20 protein-coding genes are annotated in these 20283 nt (G+C 69.4%); 8 read left to right on the top strand and 12 right to left on the bottom strand.

Annotated features, from left to right (window positions below; translation table 11 throughout):
* Positions 1-28 precede the first annotated feature (28 nt).
* Together C3488_RS32130 and C3488_RS32125 are read right to left on the bottom strand one after the other, a co-directional pair.
* The gene (locus C3488_RS32130; protein WP_258053800.1) at positions 29-1387 is read right to left on the bottom strand and encodes an FAD-binding oxidoreductase; all 1359 of its coding nucleotides are present in this window, start codon (positions 1385-1387) and stop codon (positions 29-31) included.
* A 102-nt stretch (positions 1388-1489) separates the two neighbouring features.
* Positions 1490-2452 (bottom strand): antibiotic biosynthesis monooxygenase, encoded by a 963-nt coding sequence (locus C3488_RS32125; RefSeq protein WP_258053799.1) that lies wholly within the window; start codon positions 2450-2452, stop codon positions 1490-1492.
* A gap of 100 nt (positions 2453-2552) precedes the next feature.
* Between C3488_RS32125 and C3488_RS32120 the strand changes: the two genes are divergently transcribed.
* Positions 2553-3119, top strand: a complete 567-nt coding sequence (locus C3488_RS32120; RefSeq protein WP_103844401.1) for a nucleoside deaminase — start codon at positions 2553-2555, stop codon at positions 3117-3119.
* Positions 3120-3309: 190 nt separating this feature from the next.
* Here C3488_RS32120 and C3488_RS32115 read toward each other — a convergent pair whose 3' ends face one another.
* Positions 3310-3894 carry a hypothetical protein gene (locus C3488_RS32115; protein WP_219822354.1) on the bottom strand — a complete coding sequence of 195 codons (585 nt, stop codon included), beginning with the start codon at positions 3892-3894 and terminating at the stop codon, positions 3310-3312.
* Positions 3895-4615: 721 nt separating this feature from the next.
* Between C3488_RS32115 and C3488_RS32110 the strand changes: the two genes are divergently transcribed.
* Together C3488_RS32110 and C3488_RS32100 are read left to right on the top strand one after the other, a co-directional pair.
* Complete coding sequence (locus C3488_RS32110; RefSeq protein WP_103844400.1) at positions 4616-5521, top strand: oxidoreductase; 906 nt, start codon at positions 4616-4618, stop codon at positions 5519-5521.
* A 725-nt stretch (positions 5522-6246) separates the two neighbouring features.
* The gene (locus C3488_RS32100; protein ID WP_103844399.1) at positions 6247-6975 is read left to right on the top strand and encodes a hypothetical protein; all 729 of its coding nucleotides are present in this window, start codon (positions 6247-6249) and stop codon (positions 6973-6975) included.
* A gap of 811 nt (positions 6976-7786) precedes the next feature.
* On the opposite strand, the gene C3488_RS32080 is transcribed toward C3488_RS32100, so the two are convergent.
* The gene (locus tag C3488_RS32080) at positions 7787-8065 is read right to left on the bottom strand and encodes a hypothetical protein (protein ID WP_103844409.1); all 279 of its coding nucleotides are present in this window, start codon (positions 8063-8065) and stop codon (positions 7787-7789) included.
* On the opposite strand from C3488_RS32080, the gene C3488_RS32075 reads away from it, so the two are divergent.
* The gene (locus C3488_RS32075) at positions 7974-8621 is read left to right on the top strand and encodes a GntR family transcriptional regulator (RefSeq protein ID WP_181139281.1); all 648 of its coding nucleotides are present in this window, start codon (positions 7974-7976) and stop codon (positions 8619-8621) included. The genes C3488_RS32080 and C3488_RS32075 overlap by 92 nt on opposite strands.
* Positions 8622-8778: 157 nt before the next feature.
* Here the strand turns inward: C3488_RS32075 and C3488_RS32070 are convergent, their stop codons facing one another.
* The 3 genes from C3488_RS32070 to C3488_RS32060 all read right to left on the bottom strand — a co-directional run bounded on the left by C3488_RS32070 (position 8779) and on the right by C3488_RS32060 (position 11113).
* Entirely contained in the window at positions 8779-9519 is a 741-nt protein-coding gene (locus C3488_RS32070) for a class I SAM-dependent methyltransferase (protein WP_103844395.1), read from the bottom strand.
* A 129-nt stretch (positions 9520-9648) separates the two neighbouring features.
* The gene (locus C3488_RS32065; protein ID WP_258053798.1) at positions 9649-10056 is read right to left on the bottom strand and encodes a DUF6416 domain-containing protein; all 408 of its coding nucleotides are present in this window, start codon (positions 10054-10056) and stop codon (positions 9649-9651) included.
* A 298-nt stretch (positions 10057-10354) separates the two neighbouring features.
* Positions 10355-11113: a DUF6928 family protein gene (locus C3488_RS32060; RefSeq protein ID WP_103844393.1), complete on the bottom strand. Its 759-nt coding sequence runs from the start codon at positions 11111-11113 to the stop codon at positions 10355-10357.
* 284 nt (positions 11114-11397) lie between these two features.
* On the opposite strand from C3488_RS32060, the gene ettA reads away from it, so the two are divergent.
* The 3 genes from ettA to C3488_RS32045 are packed head-to-tail and all read left to right on the top strand — an operon-like array spanning position 11398 to position 14158.
* Positions 11398-13062 (top strand): energy-dependent translational throttle protein EttA, encoded by a 1665-nt coding sequence (ettA, locus tag C3488_RS32055; RefSeq protein ID WP_103844392.1) that lies wholly within the window; start codon positions 11398-11400, stop codon positions 13060-13062.
* Positions 13063-13064: 2 nt separating this feature from the next.
* Positions 13065-13475 carry a thioesterase family protein gene (locus C3488_RS32050; protein WP_103844391.1) on the top strand — a complete coding sequence of 137 codons (411 nt, stop codon included), beginning with the start codon at positions 13065-13067 and terminating at the stop codon, positions 13473-13475.
* Positions 13472-14158, top strand: a complete 687-nt coding sequence (locus C3488_RS32045; RefSeq protein WP_103844390.1) for a hypothetical protein — start codon at positions 13472-13474, stop codon at positions 14156-14158. The genes C3488_RS32050 and C3488_RS32045 overlap by 4 nt, the downstream gene beginning before the upstream one ends.
* 9 nt (positions 14159-14167) lie before the next feature.
* Here C3488_RS32045 and C3488_RS32040 read toward each other — a convergent pair whose 3' ends face one another.
* Positions 14168-14581, bottom strand: coding sequence for a globin (locus tag C3488_RS32040; RefSeq protein WP_103844389.1), 414 nt, complete (start codon positions 14579-14581; stop codon positions 14168-14170).
* A gap of 119 nt (positions 14582-14700) precedes the next feature.
* Here C3488_RS32040 and C3488_RS32035 point away from each other — a divergent pair, with 119 nt between their 5' ends.
* Positions 14701-15681: a methyltransferase domain-containing protein gene (locus C3488_RS32035; protein ID WP_103844388.1), complete on the top strand. Its 981-nt coding sequence runs from the start codon at positions 14701-14703 to the stop codon at positions 15679-15681.
* A gap of 19 nt (positions 15682-15700) precedes the next feature.
* Here C3488_RS32035 and C3488_RS32030 read toward each other — a convergent pair whose 3' ends face one another.
* The 4 genes from C3488_RS32030 to C3488_RS32015 form a co-directional block, all read right to left on the bottom strand.
* Positions 15701-17053 carry an FHA domain-containing protein gene (locus C3488_RS32030; protein ID WP_103844387.1) on the bottom strand — a complete coding sequence of 451 codons (1353 nt, stop codon included), beginning with the start codon at positions 17051-17053 and terminating at the stop codon, positions 15701-15703.
* Between the two features lie 82 nt (positions 17054-17135).
* Positions 17136-18518, bottom strand: coding sequence for a VWA domain-containing protein (locus C3488_RS32025; protein WP_103844386.1), 1383 nt, complete (start codon positions 18516-18518; stop codon positions 17136-17138).
* Between the two features lie 184 nt (positions 18519-18702).
* Complete coding sequence (locus tag C3488_RS32020) at positions 18703-20103, bottom strand: protein phosphatase 2C domain-containing protein (protein WP_103844385.1); 1401 nt, start codon at positions 20101-20103, stop codon at positions 18703-18705.
* Between the two features lie 3 nt (positions 20104-20106).
* Positions 20107-20283, bottom strand: a 177-nt coding sequence (locus C3488_RS32015) for a tetratricopeptide repeat protein (protein ID WP_146067972.1), incomplete at its 5' end; no start/stop codon positions are given.

Here is a 20283-nt window from a genome sequence, read left to right as displayed (position 1 = left end):
GAGCTCAAGCCAGCACTGATCGCCGTCGTCACGGAGGGTCACGCTCGGCGTCCCCGGTGTCCTCCGGTGACAGATAGGTGTGGAAGACGCCGTCGGGGTCGTACTGCGCCTTCAGCCTCTGCAGACGCTCCCAACCGCCCGGGGTGAAGGAACGGCGGGCACGGGACTCGGCGGCGTCGAGGTCGGTCTCGGCGATGTAGTGCCCCGTGCCCAGGGGTTCCACCGCGCGGACGGCCTGGCGCAACCAGCCGATGTTGGCGGCGTCCTGCCGGGGGTCGTCCCAGACGGCGTAGGGAACGACGTAGCTGTCCCCGAGCACCGAGAAGGCCATGTCCTGGGACGGCCGGCCCGCCGGCGAGACGGGAGCGAGGACCAGCGACCGTCTCGACGGTGCCGCTTCGAAGACGTCGGTGAGCCGCCCGAGCAGCGTCGGGAAGTCGGCGTCCGACCACAGCGTGTCCGCCGCGTAGCGGTGCTCCGGGCCCCACAGGGTGGCGGAGTCGTCGTACAGGGCCTCGAACGTCATCGGCTCGTTCAGTTGCCGTGAGAGGGGACGCGCAGCGAGGGGACAGGTCCTCAGCGGCCCGAGGAAGTCCCACGCCTCTTGCCGCGAGGAGGCGAAGACGGTCCCTGTCACGGTGACCACTTCCGGGCCCGGCCCCGTGCCGGGGTTCGCAGTGGTGAGGGAGAAGCTCAACTCGACATTCGGGCAGAGCCCTGAGGACACGCCGGTCGCCCACTGCGTCACCTCCACGGTGTCCGCGAGAGGAAAGGTCCATGTGGTGCTCGCGATCGCGCCGGGAAGCGGATACAGCCTGAGTCGGAAGGCGGTGACCGCGGCGAAGAAGCCGGGACCCGCACCCCGTGCGGCCCAGAACAGATCCCGGTGTTCGTTCTCGTTGCAGGTGACCATCTCGCCGTCCGCGGTGACGGCCTCGATCTCCTCGACGCCGGCACAGGCCGGGCCACGGAAGGGGGAGTTCCAACCGAGTCCTCCGCTGAGGAGGTACCCACCGAGGGCGACGGATCCGCAGTGTCCCGTGGGGAAGGCGAACCCGTGACGGCCGAGCTCGGGAGTGAGCTCCCGGCCTGTGATCCCGGGCTGCACCGTCGCCGTGGCGGAGACGGGGTCGACCGCGCATGTGCGGAGCCCGGACAGGTCGATCAGCATGCCTCCGTCACGCAACGGTGAGCCGCACCAGCTGTGTCCTCCCGACCGCATGGCGACCTGGAGTCCCTGGGCACGGGCCAGGCTGACCGCCTCCCGGACGTCATCGGCCGAGGCCGGGCGGACGATGACGCCCGGGAACCGGGCCGGTGTGAGCCCGTTCCACACCGCGGCGCTGCGGATGCCCTCGTAATCGGCGTCGTCCCGTCGCACCGACATTCCTGCGAGACGGTGAGTTCGCGTGTGCCGGTTCATCACCTGTGCTCCTCACCTCGGCACGTCAAGTGGTGAAGCCGAAGACACGCTCCTCACCTCGGCACGTCAAGTGGTGAAGCCGAAGACAGCGAGCAGCCCCGCGTAGCACGCCATCACCATGGCGGTGCCCGCCAGCTCGACGCGTCGCGAACGCGGCCGGTCGGGCGCCAGCCAGAAGGCCAGGGCGCGGTTCACCAACGGCATCAGAACCCAGGTCAGAATCGCGACGCTCAGCACGTTTCCGATGAACAGACCGAGGTACCCCGAAACGCCGGCATCAGTGAGGGAACGGCCCACGCTGAGGTTGAGCACCACCACGGTGGGATAGAGGGCGAGGAGAACGGACATGGCCTGCTTCCAGTTGGGCGGGACGCCCGCCTCCTCCCCGCCGAAACGGAACCACCCGCTGAAGGCGGAAGCGATCTCCCGCACCTCGAAGTCGGCGAAGTAGGCACGGCCCTCATCCAGAAGTCTCCTGCGGACGTCCGACTCCAGCCACTGGTCGAGGTGTTCACGGGTGTCGAACCGGAACACGACGACCCAGCGATCCTGGATCCCCTCGACCGGCGCGAAGAGCTCGGACCCCTTGAAGCCCCGGTACTTCTGCTGAGCCTTCAGGACCTTGTCCTGCCAGCGCAGGAAGTCCTGCTCGCGGCCGGGTTTCAGGTCGTGGGAGACGACCGCCGTCACGGCTTCCCGAGCCGGACGTCCTCCGCTGAGAACCTCCTGGGAGGGCGCCCCCTCGAACAAGTCGCGGCCGTCATGCAGAAGTTCCCGGCGCGTCGCAGACTCGAGCCAGGCGCTCAACGGGTCGACGCCCGAAAAACGGAAGATAACGACCCACTGATTGTCCTCGGCGGATTCGGGCGGGTACAGCTCCGTTCCCTCGAAGCCGTCGAAGTCCCGTACGGCCCGATTCACCTGCTCCTGCCAGCGCTTGTAGTCCTCCTCGCGACCGGGGACGACCCTTTGCGTGATCACCACGGTCGCTCCGGCTCCACCAGGGGCGCGGTTTGCGCTGGCGTTCATACGGAGTAGCCTAATCTGAAAGGGATTTAAGGGTCAAATTGGAGGAATATCAATAATCTTGGCTGTTCAGTCGTGAAATGGGTCGGAAGCGGAGGTCGTCATGGGGCACAAGGAGTTCCTGGAGGAAGCGGTACGACTGGCCACGGAATCGGTCGAGCACGGATGGGGTGGCCCGTTCGGCGCCGTCATCACCCGGGACGGCGAGATCCTCGCCCGCGGGCAGAACCGCGTGCTCCTGACCGGCGACCCGACCGCACACGCCGAGGTGGAGACCATCCGCAAGGCCTCCCAGCTCCTCAACCCCCAGGCGCCCACCATCTCGGAAGAGCACCAGAACGAGGGCACCCTGCAATATGTGCCGCGTCCCGAAGGCTCGCCCGACCCGGTCCCCGAACGCGCCCGGATGCTCCAGGGCTGTTCGATCTACATCAGCGGCGCACCGTGTCCGATGTGCATGAGCGCCATCTACTGGTCACGTATCGACAACGTCTACTTCAGCTGCGACCTGGACGCCACGCGGAATATCGGCTTCGACGACGCCTTCCAGTACGAGGACTTCCAGAAACCGCTGGACCAGCGGCGGATCCACATCGAGCAGATCCACCCCGAGCTGGGTGCGACGGCGTACGAGGCGTGGGAGACGAAGCCGGACCGGCACCCCTACTGAGGCACATCGGGAATCAGCGTCTCACCTCGGTCGGCTGGCCGGCCGGGTCGGTAGATCACGGCTCAAGATCGGGCACCGACGGGAAGGCTCGCAAACCTACCCGATCCGCGGGGCAAGCCAATGGCCGTGATCACTCGCGTCAGAACAGCCCAGCCCAGAGCGGCTCCAGCCCGAAGCGGCTCCGCCGACCTCAGTGCTGACTGTTGCGGAATCCGATGACCACGGCGCCCCACCAGCAGGCCTGAGAAACCAGAGCCGTCGCGGCTCCCCAAGCCGCAAGGCGCGGCGTGAGCACGGCACTGCCCTGCTGCATCATGCGCCTGTTCAGGAGCCCGGCCTGGAGGCCGTTGAGGGTGAGGGCGAGCACCAGCCCCAACTTGATGCGGGTCAGGGCGGAGCCAAGATTCGGGTGGAGCATCACGCCGCTGGCCACGAGACCGGCCAGGCCGGTCCAGATGGGGACGTGGAGGTGGGCCGTGCTGTTCAGGGCGTCGCGCAGGGTGCACCGGCCTGTCAGATACAGGAGCGCCTGATAATCGGCCACCAGGACGGCCCCGAAGCCGAGCACGAGCGAGGCCAGGTGGGCAAAAAGCGCCACGGCGTGGAGAGCTGCGTCCACCCGGAGGTGCAGGGACATCCATGCACAGGCCGAGAGGCCCAGGCAGGCGGCGAGCGCGGCCGCTGCGACCGTCCACCAAGTGTCGTACAGCCCCAACCGCCGGGCCGGCGCCGCCTGAGGGGAAGCGAGAGACTCCGATGGCGGCAGCGCGGACACAGACGACTCCTAGGACATTCACAACATTGCTTAGGTGAGGCTCACCTAAGTGACGATTTCCAGTCAAGGCCGGAACGGGAGCCAGGCTGCAACCGCGACTCAAGCGTGACCGGGGCGTGCCAATCCCGCGACCTGGTCGAGGGCCCGTACGCGACCACGACCGCGTCAGCCCGGATCCAGCCCGGCACTGGGTCGTCCCTGAGTCGTGCGAGGCCGTCCAAGGTCGACCGGCGGCGACCTGCAGTGACCCACGGTGACCGACAGGTCGCGGTGCGCATCGGTGAACCCCGAGGTCAGAGCACCCGCACCCTACGGGTCTCCATACAGGGGTGGCGGTCGGGCGAGATGGGGCTATTTGAAAATAATCCCCACCCTGTACTCAGGCACGGGACGGACCTGCGCGCCTTGCTTCCCCACATCCTGTTCGCGAGCAGGTCGCGTTTTGTCTCGCTCGTCTGAGCCGCATCCGACCGGCGGGGTGATGATCGCCTTGCCCGGCCGCGCTGAACGCAGCCACCATCGTCTGCCGCCTCGGCCGGGCAGCAGCACAAGGTCTGAAACTTCGTCGTGACTGACGCTCTCTCGTCAGGTCCAACGGCCATGCGGCGAAGGTTGGTTCCCGATGGGGATGTGACGTTTCGCCCAGCCCGTCGACCTGTCGCAGCACACCGTGACGACCCCATACTCCAGGACCTGACGAACCGACGGGCGAAGGAGCACGGTGAGCACAGCGGCGGCAGCAGGGACCTGGAAGCTCGGGGACCTGGAGGTGAATCGCATCGGCTACGGCGCGATGCGGCTGACGGGCAACGGCATGATGGGGAACTCCGACGGCACGCCGATTGACCGCGATGTCGCGGTCGGCCTGCTGCACAGCGCGTTCGAGCAGGGTGTCAACCACATCGACACGGCCGCCTTCTACTTCTCGCCACTGCGGTCCGCGAACGAGCTCATCAACCGAGCCCTGTCATCCTGGTCCGGCGACGTGGTCGTGGTGACCAAGGTCGGCCCGGCGCGCGATCCCTCCGGCGAGTGGCTCACCATGGCCCGCCCCGACCAGCTGCGTGGCCAGGTCGAGGAGAACTTGCGACAGCTCGGCCGGGACTACCTGGACGTGGTGAACCTGCGCGCCAACGGCCCCGGCACGGCCTCGGTCGCCGAGCACTTCGGCGCCCTCGCCGAGCTGCGCGAGGCCGGCCTGATCCGGCACCTCGGGCTTTCGGGTGTCCTGCCTGAGCACGTGGCCGAGGCCCAAACGATCGCGCCCGTGGTCTGCGTGCAGAACTCCTACGGCCTGGACTGGCGCCGCGCTGACGAGAGCGGGCTGGTGGACCTGTGCGGGGAGCAGGGCATCGCCTTCGTCCCGTTCTTCACGGTCTCCGGCCTGCGGCGCGAGGCAGCCGCAGGCCAGGAACGGGACGCGCGCGTCCACTCCGTCGCCCGCGCCCACAATGCGACGCCGGCCCAGGTACGGCTCGCCTGGACCCTCCACCGCGGTTCGCACGTGCTGGCCATTCCCGGCACCACTGACCTGGCGCACCTCGCGGAGAACATCGCCGCCGGAAGCCTGTGCCTGACCGAGGAGGAGTTGGCCCTCCTCGACAAGCCGGACGGGGGCACCGTCTGAGCCTCTGCTCGCGATGCTCGGTGCACTTCCCCAGTCCGTTGAGAACCGGACCGAGTGGGGCGAGGAGTGTCCCTGGTCCTTTTCAGGAATCGCCATCGACTCTCGCCCGTTGAGCCCCGCACATTGCCATCACCCAGGCCGGCACTCGCATGACATCGGCCATCCGACCAGTGCCCTTCTTACCACTCGCCCATCGTCAGAGCGCCGAACTACCATCCTGCGCCTACTACATCGTGGTTCGGTAGGGTCAGCCACGACTTCGCCCGTCAGCATGGTCGTCTTCAGCTCATCGAAGGCCCGGAGCTCAAGTACCTGATCAAGGAATACCTGGGCAAGGACGTGATCCCGGGACCGGTTCCTCCGAAGCGTCCGGGCCGTCGTGACTTGCTCTGATCGACGCACCAGCAGCGTGACGGAGGCCGGTGGGGGGTGCGGCGAGGCACACGCCGCCTGGCCGGTCGGCGCGCCCACCGTCGCGGCTGACTGTCGTCGGTTGAGGTTCGTGCCACAACCGTGCCAGGAGTAGGGGGCAGCGACGGTCAACACCGGTGTCCCGCGGTCGAGTAGCCGCTTGCTTCCTTGGCCAATGAAGCCGCAGCTCAGCCAGCAGATCACCCAGCCTCTCTCCTGAAGCGGGGCTGCTCCAAGTCCGGCCCGACGCCAGGCGGGACAGTCGCCCGGGCCCTCGCGGATGGGGTAGCGATGACGGCGAGTACGCTCCGCGCATGGCTCTCACGGTGCACATCCCGGAGTATCTGGAGGACTGCGAGCTTGTAGCAGGCGAGGATCTCGCGCGCGAGCCCGCCTTCTGGCTCGCGCACCTCATGTTGACCGTGGGCGATCCGAGTGAGGATCCGGAACGCTACGGAGTGGACGCGTCGGTCTACGAGGAGATGGTGGAGCGCCTCGGTGACCCTGAAAAGCCTTGGCCTGTGCTGCGCGTCCCCTTCACCGGTGGGCACACCGCGTACGTCGTGTATGCCAACTTCCACGACATGAACAACGTCGACTTCTTCGTGCGCCACCCCCAGTGGGGACGACTCGGCTACCTCGGGCAGTGCGGCGCTGACGTAGCCGGCCCCGGGCTGTCCTGGAAGGAGCTCGCCATACTCGCTGAGGCCACACAGGACAGCAGTGAAGGTCTCACCGATGGCTCGCAGCGCCTTCTGCTCCTGCTTCCGATGCTCGGCGATGCCAACATGCCCCCCGAAGCCCGCCACATGGTGGCGCAAGCGCTGGCGCACTGTGGCATACGTTCTGACGCAGCTGACGAGTTGGCAACGATCCTGGTCGGCGAGCAGGAGCCCGAGAGCGAATCCCATTGGATCGTGACTGCTGACAGCCGGCTCGCCGTGTGCTCGTCGTCCTACAGCCCCCGCCACATACCGCTCGCCCTCGGCATCACACCAAGTCAAGCCCAAGCCCTCGCGGACGCCCTCAACGGACGTGGGTGACATCCACGGCTGACATCAACGTCGAGGAACCCCAGCGGTCCAGGGCAGCCAGACATGACCGTGCCATTCTGTAGTGAGGCGCCTCCAGAGGGCCCGCGCTCGAACTCCGATGTGGTCCGCCAGGCGGGACACGTAGCCGCCTTGGTCATCGGTGCTCAGGTAGCACGGCTTGCCGTCCGGCCCCGCCCATGGGAGCAGTCTCAGTTGGTCCCGTGTCGTCATCCCTGCGCTGCCCTCTCGGTGGCCTCGATGTTGGGCGCCGGCGTGCCGCTGGAAGCCGAACTCCTCACCGCGTTACCTCCGGGCCGAGTTGGGGCAGATGCCGAATTGCACAGGCAGCCGCAGGCCTCGTAGATCAAGGGGAGGTCGACCGGCGCCGAATCCGCAGTGGACTCCACGCAGGCCTGGTGCGTGCCGATCTGGCAGGCAATCGAGCGGTACGAGGCCGCTGAGGTGTCCGGGCCGAGAGCCTGCCCTCGCGAGGACGTCACCGGACCCCCAGGAGAGTCGACCAGGCATCGCTCGGCAGGTAGGGAGCTATGACGACCGTCGGGTGGCGTCGGGTGCGTTCCTCTTGCACCAGCATGTACGGACGGACGAGCGCGAGGTCCTCGCCCCTGAGCGAGTGCCGGTGACTCGGCTTATCGACGGCCTGCGCCAGGACTGTCGACTCGCCCACGGATGTTGAAGAAGCAGGAACGATCGGTGGCCGAGGGGCCCATAAGGTGCGGAGGTGCCTGCCCTTGGGGAGATGCCGTGCTCTGGTGGGAGTCACGGCACGGCGGATACGGTTGAGCACGCTGGTCAGCTCCTATCGCTGATGGCTCGGTCCCCCGACATCGCCCGTCGTGGGGACCGCTTTGTGTACGACCGCCCAGAGGGTGCGGTCGTTCATGCTGGTGGTGAGGAGCCCGAATCGATCGGCCTCGGCCGCCACTTCCAGGACATCCCGCCATAAGTCGGAGGAGAGCGATTCCGGCACTGCCGCTTCGACCGACGTGTACCGGTCGTGCTCCTCCACGCGCGCGGGAAGCCCGAGGGAGCTGCTGATCTCCCAGGGAGTCTTGGAGGGCCGCGCCGGCTCGGGCACGTACGTCGCCGAGCCCCGGCAGCGAGTGCGCATGGTCCGTTCGTCTGCGCGTGAATGGTCTAACGGGTCGCCGTTCCGAGTGGACATGAAGGCTTTGGGCACACAAGGGGATTGGGAGAGCCGTACCGAGGCCAAGGTGCCAGCTCCGGCGGAGATCGCGGCGCGGCTCGGCATTGCCGAGGGCGACCTGTGCGTCAGGACGTCGTACGAGTTCCTGGCCGACAGCAGGCCGGTGCAGCTTTCGACGAGTTGGGAGCCGTACGACCTCACCGCCGGCACTCTCGTCGTCCTCCCCGAGGGAGGGCCGCACGCCGGGGCGGGGGTCGTGAACCGCATGGCCGCAATCGGCGTCACCGTCAGCCACGCCGTGGAGCAGCCGGAGCCGAGGCATGCGACCGCCGAGGAGGCGTCGCTCCTGGGCATCCAGAAGGCCGCGCTCGTCACGCACATCCGGCGGACGTACTACAGCGACCAGGGGCGCCCTGTGGAGACGGCGGACATTGTGGTGCCCGCCGCGCATTGCGAGATCGTCTACGAGATCCCGATCAACCGCTAACCGTCACTCCGAGGGCGGCTGACGACCGCAGCGTGAGGTGCAAAAGGCGTGCGTCCCGTCGACGACAGTTGGTCGTCAGCGAGGCGCCACTGCGAGATCGGCGGTCCCTTAGGCCTGCCCGGCGAGGGGATGCCTTCACGTCTCGGCGCGGCGGAACTTACGGTTTGTGGGTTACCCAGAGCAGTTCCGCCGGCCAGCGGTGTGCCCAGTCGGGTGGGTCGGTTTCGTTGTAGCCGTTGGGTGTTCCGGGTTCGGGCCGCGGCTCGATGAGGTCGTCGATGACGAGACCCGCGCCGCGCAGGACCCTGACCCAGTCGCCGTAGGTGAGCTGATAGCTGGTCGCGTCGCCGTCTTCGGCAATGGTGTTCAGCCCGAAGTATTCCTTCTGCAGCGTCGTGGTCACGCGGCTGGCGGCTTCGTCGTAGCAGACTTCGAACCATGGGCTGGCGACGTTGAACACCAGGCGCCCGCCTGGGCGCAAGACGCGCGCGGCCTGCGGGACGGCCATGTGCGGGGGTGCCCAGCTGAGCCCACCGAAGTCGCAGAACACCAGGTCGAAGCTGTCGGCGCCAAAGGGGAGTCTTTCGGCGGCGCCTTGCACCAGCGGATAGTGGGCCGCTCCCATCGCGCGGCTCGCTGCGGCGAGTTGGGCTTCGGACAGGTCGAGCCCCACCACAGTGGTGCCCTCGGCGGCGAGCGCCCTGGACCACTGGCCGGCGCCGCAGCCCAGTTCGAGGACGCGTTTGCCGGTGACGTCGCCCAGGGCGTTCAGGTGCGCATCGGGGATGGAGTACATGCCCCACAGCCGGGGGGTGGCCCCGATCTGCGGGTCGTGTTCGCGCTGGTAGGCGCTGCTGATCTGGTTCCAGAGCCGCCGGTTGGCGGGGATGCTGTCCACGTGCCGACTCCAGCACTGTCTGTCGGGGGCGGTCAACACGATTAGGGCACTGGTGGGCCCTCGCCTCGGTCCGGCCCTGGCTCGGCCCATGATCCGCCGGCCAGAACACCTAGGCCATGAGCGATGGAGTCACTCGCCGAGCTGAGCGGCCAGGAACACCGCTGCCACCGAGGGGCGGACTGCGTACGTCGCGCCCGCGCTCCCCTCGGGTGCCTCCCACCAGTAGAACGGAAGCCGCCGCGCACTGATGCCCCTGTGTGCCTTGCTCATCCCGGACAGAACCCCTGCCACGCGCCGCGCCGGATCACTCTCGTTCGGCCCGTCCAGGGCCTTGTCCACCAGCTCCGTGCAGTGGATCCGCCGGCCAGGGTTGCGCGCCAAGTACTCGAGCACCCGCCGGGCCTGCGGTGCGAGTTCAGCCAAGAACACTGCGGCGCGCTGCAAGTCCTCCGGACCCCATTCCAGGGCGCCGTAGTGCCCCTCTTCGCCCGAGTGCTCAGCCCATCGCGGATCAACCTCAGACAGATACTCCGTCATGCCCGCCCCCAACAGTTAGTACTCAGCGTGTGTGTCGTTGGCACCGTACAGAGCCACTAGGACACTGCGTGTCGAATCCGTGTCGAAGCTCTACCGACAAGCCGCTCAGCTGAGGAAGAGTCACAGGTCAAGAGGAGGATGGGACGCAGCCGCAGAGCGCCTTCTAAGCGCTGGCTCGATTGCTGTACTACAGCGACGTACCGCAACCAACGACCAGTGGCCCCCGATAGCCCCATGCCCAGCGTCCTGGACCGCAATGACCTTGCCGCCAGCTAGTTCGAGAAGAGGAGGTGGTGAGCTAAAAGCCGTCGCGCTCGACCAGCGAGCCACCAGGGTCCAACGTGTAGAAGCGCGGCGGTCTCATGGCTTCCATGGCCCTTCGCAGCTTTGCTTCCTGCTCTGCAGGATCAGGTCCTTGTGGGTCTCGGACGTGGAATCCGTGGAGTTCGATGCTGTCGGCGTCGATGTCATCGGGCTCCAGACGGCCCTCCTGGATGAAGCCGCAGAGCGCACGCAGCGCGTCTTCGCCCAGGTCCAAGGGGTGAAAGGGGAGCGGGTACGGCTCTTCTTGCTCGTCGGGCCAGGGGATGGCGTCGGCTCTGTGGTCTGCGGCCCAGTAAGGCAGCTCAAAGGGGAGCGGTTCACCGATGTTCTCCACGATGCCGCTGTCCGGCGACAGGCTCAGGGAGCGGACCAGGCGGCCGTCCTCCCACACGGCGAACGCGAGCCAGTCGACCACGCTGTGCATGGCGTGCAGGACGAGCCGTCGGCCGGCACTTGCCGCTACCAGGTGCTCAGGAAGCTGTGACGGGAGGTCGATCATCACTCGTCGGTCGCAGACGATCTCCACTCCCGGCCAGCTCGCGGCGTAGGCCGTACCGTTCGGTGGGTACACGCCGTCCCACAGCGCGGAGCCCGCGCACTGCTCGATCTCCCAGCCTGGATAGAGCCGCCGCATCATCTCGGACGTCCGTTGCAGGTCCGCTACCCCCACCTCGCGTAGCAGGCCCGGCACCTCTCCGTCGGCATACACGAGCAGTCCCGTCTTGGCTCCCACAGCCCCTCCCCGAAGCGTCGCTCTCGATGGCGGTCGAACCATAGTCGTCGGTACCGACATCACAAGGGGCTCAGCCGCCTGCTGCCCTGGGCCGTCTCTGGGCCGTGCGAGGCCGCCCGAGGCCGACCAACGGCGACCGACAGTGACAGACGATCCCCAGCCGTCACCGGCAAAACCCCAGGTCACAGCCCCCCGACCTAACGCGTTTCCGCCCAGGGGTGGCCGTACGGCAAGATGGGGTGTATCTGCCCACTGCCAGATTTCAAGCTGCCGGACGGTTTCTCTTGGCTGAGTTCATTTACACCATGCGCAAGGCGCGCAAGGCGCACGGCGACAAGGTGATTCTCGACGACGTCACCCTGAACTTCCTGCCGGGTGCCAAGATCGGCGTCGTCGGTCCGAACGGTGCCGGTAAGTCGACCGTGCTGAAGATCATGGCGGGGCTGGAGCAGCCGTCCAACGGTGACGCCTTCCTCACGCCCGGTTACAGCGTCGGCATCCTGCTCCAGGAGCCCCCGCTGAACGAGGAGAAGACCGTCCTGGAGAACGTCCAGGAGGGTGTCGCCGAGATCAAGGGCAAGCTCGACCGGTTCAACGAGATCGCCGAGCAGATGGCGGTGGAGTACACCGACGCGCTGATGGAGGAGATGGGCAAGCTCCAGGAGGACCTCGACCACGCCAACGCGTGGGACCTGGACTCCCAGCTGGAGCAGGCCATGGACGCCCTGGGCTGCCCGCCCGGCGACTGGCCCGTCACCAACCTCTCCGGTGGTGAGCGGCGCCGCGTCGCGCTGTGCAAGCTGTTGCTGGAGCAGCCCGACCTGCTGCTGCTCGACGAGCCCACCAACCACCTCGACGCCGAGTCCGTGAACTGGCTGGAGCAGCACCTGGCCAAGTACGAGGGCACCGTCGTGGCGATCACCCACGACCGGTACTTCCTGGACAACGTCGCCGAGTGGATCCTCGAGCTGGACCGCGGCCGCGCCTACCCCTACCAGGGCAACTACTCCACCTACCTGGAGACCAAGGCCACCCGCCTCAAGGTCGAGGGCCAGAAGGACGCCAAGCGGCAGAAGCGCCTGAAGGAAGAGCTCGAGTGGGTGCGGTCGAACGCCAAGGGGCGGCAGGCCAAGTCCAAGGCGCGTCTGGCCCGCTACGAGGAGATGGCCGCCGAGGCCGAGAAGATGCGGAAGCTGGACTTCGAGGAGATCCAGATCCCGCCGGGCCCGCGCCTGGGCAACGTCGTGGTCGAGGTCAACGACCTGCACAAGGCCTTCGGCGAGAAGATCCTCGTGGACGGGCTCTCGTTCACGCTGCCGCGTAACGGCATCGTGGGTGTCATCGGCCCGAACGGCGCCGGCAAGACCACCCTCTTCAAGATGATCCAGGGGCTGGAGACGCCGGACTCCGGCGACATCAAGGTCGGCGAGACCGTCAAGATCTCCTACGTCGACCAGACCCGCGCCAACATCGACCCGAAGAAGACGCTGTGGGAGGTCGTCTCCGACGGGCTCGACTACATCAACGTCGGGCAGGTCGAGATGCCGTCCCGGGCGTATGTCTCCGCCTTCGGCTTCAAGGGCCCGGATCAGCAGAAGCCCGCCGGTGTCCTCTCCGGCGGTGAGCGCAACCGCCTCAACCTCGCGCTCACCCTGAAGCAGGGCGGCAACCTGCTGCTCCTCGACGAGCCGACCAACGACCTCGACGTGGAGACGCTGTCGTCGCTCGAGAACGCGCTGCTCGAGTTCCCCGGCTGCGCCGTCGTCGTCTCCCACGACCGCTGGTTCCTCGACCGTGTGGCCACCCACATCCTCGCCTACGAGGGCGAGTCCAGGTGGTTCTGGTTCGAGGGCAACTTCGAGTCGTACGAGAAGAACAAGATCGAGCGGCTCGGTCCCGACGCGGCCCGTCCGCACCGTGCCACCTACCGGAAGCTGACCCGGGGCTGATCTTGCGGCACATCTACCGCTGCCCGCTGCGCTGGGCGGACATGGACGCATACGGCCACGTCAACAACGTGGTGTTCCTCCGCTACCTGGAGGAGGCCCGTATCGACTTCCTGTTCCGCCCGGACAAGGAGTTCCAGCAGGGGTCCGTGGTGGCGCGCCACGAGATCGACTACAAGCGGCAGCTCGTCCACCGGCACGCGCCGGTGGACATCGAGCTGTGGGTGACGGAGATCAAGGCGGCGTCCTTCACCCTCGCCTACGAGGTCAAGGACGGCGACCAGGTGTACGTCAGGGCCTCCACGGTGGTCGTGCCGTTCGACTTCGAGGCACAGCGGCCCCGCCGGATCACGGCGGAGGAGCGCGCGTTCCTCGAGGACTACCGGGACGATGCGGAGGAGGCCGTCGCCGCATGACGGTGCTCCACCTCGCCGACGAAGGGGAGGCGGCGGACCTCGCCGCCTTCCTGGCGCGGCTGCTCCACTACGACCGCGGCGCCGCGGTGCGTCTGCAGGCGACCGGGACGGCGCTGGCGGTCTTCGGGCGGCCGCCGTCGTTCGAGGTGCTCGCGGTCCGCGCGGTGCGGCTCGCCAAGCCGTACGAGGACGGGCTGGAGGTCCAGCTCGATGTGACCGTGTCGGCGGGTGAACTCCTAGAGTCCGTCGACGAGTCGGCGGCCACGGTGGCCGTGCCTGCCGCCGTCACCGGGCCGCCCTGGGCGGGGGTCCTGCCGCCGCGTGCCGGATGGCGGCCCGAGCCGGGGCTTGTGGGGCCCGACGCGCTGCGGGCGACCGTGGCGGCGGCGGTGGCCGAGTTCAGGTCCCGTACGGAGGAGCTGCCGGCCGAGCGGCGCACCCGTGCCGAACTGGACCGGATCGGCCGGGAGATCTGGTCCCGCACGGTGGGGGACACCGGGCTGCCGGTGCGGGCCGTGCACGCGGCACAGTCGCTGGGCTTCCTGCGCCCGGCCCGTCAGGCGTCCACCGGGGAACCGGTCTCGCTGCTCTCCTCCGGCGCCTGGCTCCGGCTGCGCACACCGTACGGGTCGATCGCCGTGCGCAGAGCCGGACTGGGCGCGCTGAACGTCAGCGTCCGCTGACGCCAGGGGTCACCCCGGGGTGTTCACCATCGTCGCGGCGGCGTACGTCAGGTAGTTCCACAGCGTGGTCTCGTGCTCCTCGGAGAGGCCGAGTTCCTCCACCGCGACCCGCATGTGCTTCAGCCAGGCGTCGTGCGCGGCCTGGTTCACGGCGAACGGGGCGTGGCGCATGCGCAGACGGGGATGGCCGCGCTGCTCGCTGTACGTCGTCGGGCCGCCCCAGTACTGGATCAGGAACAGGACGAGGCGCTCTTCCGCCGGGCCCAGGTCCTCTTCGGGGTACATGGGCCGCAGGACCGGATCCTCGGCGACTCCCTCGTAGAAACGGTGGACCAGGCGGCGGAAGGTCTCCTCACCGCCGACCTGCTCGTAGAAGGTCTGCTCCTGAAGCGTGCCGCGCCGAATCTCTTTCACATGCTCCATGGTCTCAGACACGCCGACCGAGGACGCAAGGCTTAGGACCAGGGGGCCAGAGGGGCGGATTCCGGATCCGGCGCGCGGCGTGCTCGCCTCGGGGCTGTGTGCCGCAGCACAGTGGAGGTATGGCCACGCAAGCTCTCGACCAGGATCTGGAGAACCTCGCAGCCTCCGCACGGGCGGAACTCGTACGGGAGATCGACGCGAGCGGCGCCTGGAGCGCGGACCCCGTGTGGCGGGAGGCGTTCGAGGCGGTGCCGCGCCACCTCTTCGTGCCGTACTACTACATCGGCGTCAGGGGCGGCTACGAGCGCCGATGGTGCGGCGACCCCGACCCGGAGCGCAGGGAACAGTGGCTGCGCGGCGCGTACACCGACACCCCGCTGGCCACCCGTGTCCGCGACGGCGAGCTGGTCTCCTCCAGCAGTCAGCCCTCCCTGATGGCGGAGATGCTGACCGAGCTGGGGGTCGAGGACGGGAACGCCGTACTGGAGATCGGCGCCGGCACCGGCTACAACGCGGCCCTGCTCGCGCACCGCCTCGGCGACGACCGGGTCACCACCATCGACCTGGACCCGGAGATCACCGAGTCCGCCCGGCAGCACCTGGCGGCCGCCGGATACCACCCGGCCGTGGTGACGGGCGACGGCGCGCGCGGCGTACCGGAACGCGCCCCCTTCGACCGGGTGATCGCGACCTGCTCGCTCAGTTCGATCCCGGGCGCCTGGCTCGCGCAGTGCGTTCCGGGCGCGCGCATCCTCACTCCGTTCGCGACGGGGCTGATCGCCCTGCGGGTGCGTGACGCGGGGCACGCCGAGGGGCGTTTCCTGCGGACGCCCGCCTTCTTCGTGCCGTTGCGCGGGGGCACCCGTGCCGAACCGGAGCCGCGGGATCTGGGCGGGCTGCCGCAGCGGGCGCGCGGCAACGACCGGTTCCGTTTCCTGCTGGCCCTGACGCGGGGCCGCCTCGACCCGTACGAGGCGTACACGCTGTGGGAGCGCGAGGAACAGCCCGGGCGGGAGCGGTACGGCATCACGGTCGGCGGCGACCGCGTCTGGGCGTGGCTGGACGACCCGGAGGGGCCGTACGCCTGGCCCCTCCCCTGATCGTCGGTTCTCTCAGCCTTCAGCCCCGCCGGATGGTGATCGTCGTCCAGGCGCCCACATGCACCCGGTCCCCGTCCCGCAGGGGCACCGGCACGAAGGGCTGGATGGGCTCCTCGGAGCCGTTGACCGTGGTGCCGTTGGTGGAGTTCTGGTCGACGATCGCCCAGGACCCGTCCGGCTGCTGCACCAGCACCGCGTGCTGGTGCGAGACGCCCGGGTCCTCGGGCGGCACCGACAGGTCGATGTCGGGGGTGTCGCCGGTGGAGTGGCGGCGGCGGCCGATGGTGACCTGGCTGCCGGTGAGCGTGCGCTGCTGCTCCGGGGAGTACGCGGGCAGGTTGAGGCCCGCGGCCTCGGGACCGGAGCGCTGCATCATCGCCATGAAGTACTCACGGTCCGGACCGATGGTCGCGGTCCAGGTCGCCGGCTGCTGCTCGTACGGGCGCGGCGGGGCCTGGGTGGCACCGGGCTGCGGGTAACCGTAGGCACCGCCCTGACCGCCACCGGGGCCACCGGGGCCACCCGGGCCACCGGGACCTCCCGGGCCGCCGGGCGCCGGCGCGGACGACGGCGGCGAGATCACCCAGTCGTCGTCACCGCCGCCGAAGGACGGGCCGCCCGACTGCGGCGGAGCGGGGGGCGGGAAGCCCTGGGTCGGCGGCGGGGGAGGCGGCGGACCGGGCCGCTGGAAGGCGGAGGGCGGTGCGCCCTGAGGGAAGCCCGACGGGGCACCCGGAGCCGTGGTCTGCGGGCCACCGGACGCGCCGGGACCGCCCGGACCACCGGGCGTGGGCCCGGGCGGCGGCGGAACCGGACGCGACGGATCGGCACCGAAGCCGGGCGGACCCGCGGGACCGGACGGGCGTGAGGCGTCCGGGCCGAACCGCGTCGGTCCGGACGGCTCGCTGCCGAACGGCGGTGACGGCGGAATCGGTTCGGCAGGCCGGTTGACCTGCGACGGCCGGGACCTCTCGTAGTCGTACGAGTCCGGGCCGCGCCCGGCCGGTCCGCCCTGCTGGAAGTGCGGCGGCAGACCCGGCGCCGGTGTGCGCGGGGCGGCGGGGGTGTACGAGGTCGCCGTGTTGGTCAGGAAGTTCCACCGGCACTCCTCGCAGAACGGCGCGCCGCCCTCGCGGGGCGTACGGCACTGCGGGCACAGCTCCGGCTCGGAATCCGGTACGGCGGACAGCGGGCGTTCCCCCGGGCGGCCGCCCGGGCCCGGAGGCGGCGGGGGCGAACCCGGCGGCGGGTAGCCGTAACCGGCGGCGGGCGGCGGTGGAGGCGGCGGGGGTACGGCACCGGCCATACGGTGACCGCAGACCTCGCACCAGTCGTCGGAACCCGACTGGTGTCCGTTCGGGCAGGTCGGCATGTCGGCGCGTCCCCCTCTCCTTCTTCCGGTCACCGGGACCGGCGTGGTTCTCCAACCCCTGGGGGTCGGGCTGGTTGTTATGTCACTTCTTTACACGAACAGTCTTTGTGGACCGTGTCTCGAGTGTCATCTCGTCGGCCTCAGCGACCTTCGCCTTCAGTCGCACAGTACCTGTCGCGGCATCGACCACGTCCACCACCTTCGCAAGCAGTTTCGCAGTATCCGCGTTCCCTGAGGCGTTCGCGAGCTGAACGGCGCGGCCCAGCTTGGCCGTTGCGCCATCGAAATCGCCCTCTTTGCGCAGATCCAGCCCCTGCTGGATGACTTGGGCGAGTTCGGCCTGCCCTGTGTAGTGTGCGACCTGGGGGTTGATGGACGTGGACGCCGCCATGTCGTCGGTCCACACGGCTCGTACGAGCCCCTGGACGCCCAGGCTCCGGGCACTTCCTCCCCCGTTCCCGGCTTCGCTCGAGCGGGAGGTACCCCCCGCCTCGGGTATGACCAAGGACACGCGTGCGGCCAGCATCTCCTGGCCGATGTTCGCCGCCGGGACCTGGACGCAGATGTGGTAGTCGCGGGACTCGTCGCCCCAGGAGCCGGTGGGGTAGTCCCCGGCGCGCGGACCTGCCTCGACCCGTCGGGCGGTCAGGTCCTCGACGGTGGGCGCCACCTGCTTGACGAATTTGATCTCGGTGCCGACGGGTGTCCACAGCCGCAGCGCGACGTCCGCGACCTCCTTGCCCATGGCCGTCTCCATCATCTGTGTGAAGTCGGCGGCGAGGGCGGCCGGATCGGCGACGATGTCGGCGGTGCCGAGCAGCGCTGAGGCGATCCCGGTGACCTCCTTGACCTCCCAGTCGGTGCCGACTCCCCGCGCGTCGCACGTGAACCGGCCGGCGCAGGCGTCCAGCGTGGCCTTCAACGCGTCGGGGGACTCGTGCTCGTTGCGGCCGTCGGTGAGCAGGATGCCGTGGCGTATGGAGACGTCCGCGGAGGACAGCAACCGGTCCGCGAGCCGCAGCCAGGTGCCGATCGCGGTGCCGCCGCCCGCGCTCAACCGGCGCAGCGCCTGCTTGGCCTGGCCGCGGGTGGTCGCGTCGGCGACCGCGAGCCGCCCGCCGCCGGGGTAGACCTCCTTGGCCACATGGGTGCCGCCTATCACCGCGAAGTGAACGCCGTCGCGCAGGGTGTCGACGGCGGCCGCGGTGGCCTCGCGCGCGTTGCGCATCTTGGTCGGCGGATAGTCCATCGACCCGGAGCAGTCGACCATGATCGCCACCGCCGCGTCCGGGCCCTGCCCCGGCGCGTACAGGTGGGGCGCCGTCACGGCGCTCCCGATCGTGCCGCCACCGGTCGCCGTCACCGTGACGATGGCGTTGACCTCGCGGCCCCCCTCCGGCAGGTACTCGTTCTGGTAGACGTCCACCGAGAACTGCGGCACGTTCGACTTCGAGAAATTGGCCATGGCCGTATCGGATCCCCCTTGAGAACCCCACCGCGGTGGGTGACGACTGGTGGCGGACCGGTCCCCTCCGGTCCTGGGTCCTGCCGTCGAACGCCCACGACAGGACTTGGGGCCTCTCCGGGGCCGGCCCCCGCCGGCCCCGGACGCGTCCAGGGGCACCCTCACGGCGCCCCCGGCACACCTCTCAGGCGGATCCTGCCCCCTGCGGCAGTGCCGGGAACGGGAGGACCGCCACTGTTACGTTGTCGTGCCCGCCGCCGTCCAGGGCGTGACCCAGCAGTACCCGTGCGGCGTGCAGCGGGCGGAGCCCGGCGTCCAGCGGCACCACCTCGGCCATCTCCTCGGCGGCCTCCGCGTAGTTCCACAGCCCGTCGGTGCACACCACCACGACACCCGGCCGGTCCGGCTTGAACAACGCGGTGTGCGGGTCCAGTTCGTAGGCGTCCGCGCCGAGCCAGCCCGTGATCGCGTGGGCCCGCTCGTCGGCGTACGCCTGGGCCTCGCTCATCAGGCCCGTGGCGACCATCTGAGCGGCCCAGGAGTCGTCCTCGGTGAGCCGGGCCGGCGGCGCGGCTCGGTCCACCGGGACCCAGTAGGCGCGGCTGTCGCCGACCCAGCCGACGACGAGCAGACTCGCGGTGACGACGGCGCCGACCAGCGTGCAGGCGGGCGCGTTCTGGTGCGGGGCGTGCTCCTGGGCCGTCTCCGGCTCGGTGGCCAGGGCGTTGACGGCGTGCGAGGCGGCGACGATCGCGTCGTGCATGGCCTGCTGAGGGTGCGTGCCGCGCGGCAGGGCGTCGAGGAGCGCCTCGCTCGCCGCCCGGGCGGCGGCCAGAGAGGCGTCGTCGGGGCGGGTCGCCGAGGACACGCCGTCGCAGACGATCGCGACGACCGCGGGCGAGCCGTCGGGCAGCGCGGTCGCGGAGACCGCGAACGCGTCCTCGTTGCGGTGGTGGCGCAGGCCACGGTCGCTGACCGCCGCGACCGCGCCCAACTCCTGTTCCAGGTGGTCGCGTTCGCGCGGCTGGGCGTGGCCGCAGTTCTCGCAGTAGCCGTCGCTGTCCACGGTGCCCGCGCGGCAGGCAACGCAGACCTTCGTGCCGGCGGGAGGCGTGGACGGCACGGCGGTGCGCGGGTCGACCGGCTGAGACGGGCTTCCTCCCTGCTCATGCGGGTCCCCCTGCTCGAGCGAGGCCGAGAGCGGGGGAGAAGCCGAGAGCCCGGGGGAGGCGAGGTGGTAGTCGTCGGGCTCCGCGGGACGGTCGAACCGCACGCCCTTTCCGGCGGGCGTGCCGGGCGGCTCCGCGCCGCCCACGTCGGTGCCCGGCAGGTCGGCCGGCAGGTGCACCGGGGCGGGCGTCCGAGGGCCGCCCGCCGGCGGAGCGGCCGGCCAGTCCACGGGGGGCGCCTGCGAAGAGGGCCGCGGCACCGTGCCGTTCATGGTCAGCGTCGGGGGGTCGGACGGCGGGGCGGGCACCACCGACAGGTCGTACCCGCAGGCGCCGCAGTAGAGGTCGCCCGACTCCAGGGGCTCCTCACAACTGGGGCACCGCGAAAGCGCCGTCGACCGGGGCATCTGCGACATCGATCACACCCACGTCCGGGGGCGGTAACGGTTTGCACGTTCCACCAGGTCGATCCTCTCCTCGCCGCCCTGTGCGAGCCTGGCCAGCGTCCGGTAGGAGCGCTCCAGGCCGAAGCGCAGGCCCCGCTCGTCCAGGTCGCTGCCGAGCAGCGCCCGCCCGTCGGCCGCGGGCGGCGCGGA

Source organism: Streptomyces sp. Ru72 (assembly GCF_002920635.1).
Classification (GTDB): domain Bacteria; phylum Actinomycetota; class Actinomycetes; order Streptomycetales; family Streptomycetaceae; genus Streptomyces.
Note: the sequence above shows the minus strand (reverse complement) of the source record. Positions and strands in the feature narration are given on the sequence as shown.

Bases quoted from the DNA above. Each gene is read 5' to 3' on its own strand.
- C3488_RS32120 (WP_103844401.1), top strand. From the start codon at position 2,553: ATGGGGCACAAGGAGTTCCTGGAGGAAGCGGTACGACTGGCCACGGAA.
- C3488_RS32040 (WP_103844389.1), bottom strand. From the start codon at position 14,581: ATGGAGCATGTGAAAGAGATTCGGCGCGGCACGCTTCAGGAGCAGACC.
- C3488_RS32030 (WP_103844387.1), bottom strand. From the start codon at position 17,053: ATGCCGACCTGCCCGAACGGACACCAGTCGGGTTCCGACGACTGGTGC.
- C3488_RS32025 (WP_103844386.1), bottom strand. From the start codon at position 18,518: ATGGCCAATTTCTCGAAGTCGAACGTGCCGCAGTTCTCGGTGGACGTC.
- C3488_RS32125 (WP_258053799.1), bottom strand. From the start codon at position 2,452: ATGAACGCCAGCGCAAACCGCGCCCCTGGTGGAGCCGGAGCGACCGTG.
- C3488_RS32045 (WP_103844390.1), top strand. From the start codon at position 13,472: ATGACGGTGCTCCACCTCGCCGACGAAGGGGAGGCGGCGGACCTCGCC.
- C3488_RS32035 (WP_103844388.1), top strand. From the start codon at position 14,701: ATGGCCACGCAAGCTCTCGACCAGGATCTGGAGAACCTCGCAGCCTCC.
- C3488_RS32100 (WP_103844399.1), top strand. From the start codon at position 6,247: ATGGCTCTCACGGTGCACATCCCGGAGTATCTGGAGGACTGCGAGCTT.
- C3488_RS32020 (WP_103844385.1), bottom strand. From the start codon at position 20,103: ATGTCGCAGATGCCCCGGTCGACGGCGCTTTCGCGGTGCCCCAGTTGT.
- C3488_RS32130 (WP_258053800.1), bottom strand. From the start codon at position 1,387: ATGTCGGTGCGACGGGACGACGCCGATTACGAGGGCATCCGCAGCGCC.
- C3488_RS32065 (WP_258053798.1), bottom strand. From the start codon at position 10,056: ATGACGGAGTATCTGTCTGAGGTTGATCCGCGATGGGCTGAGCACTCG.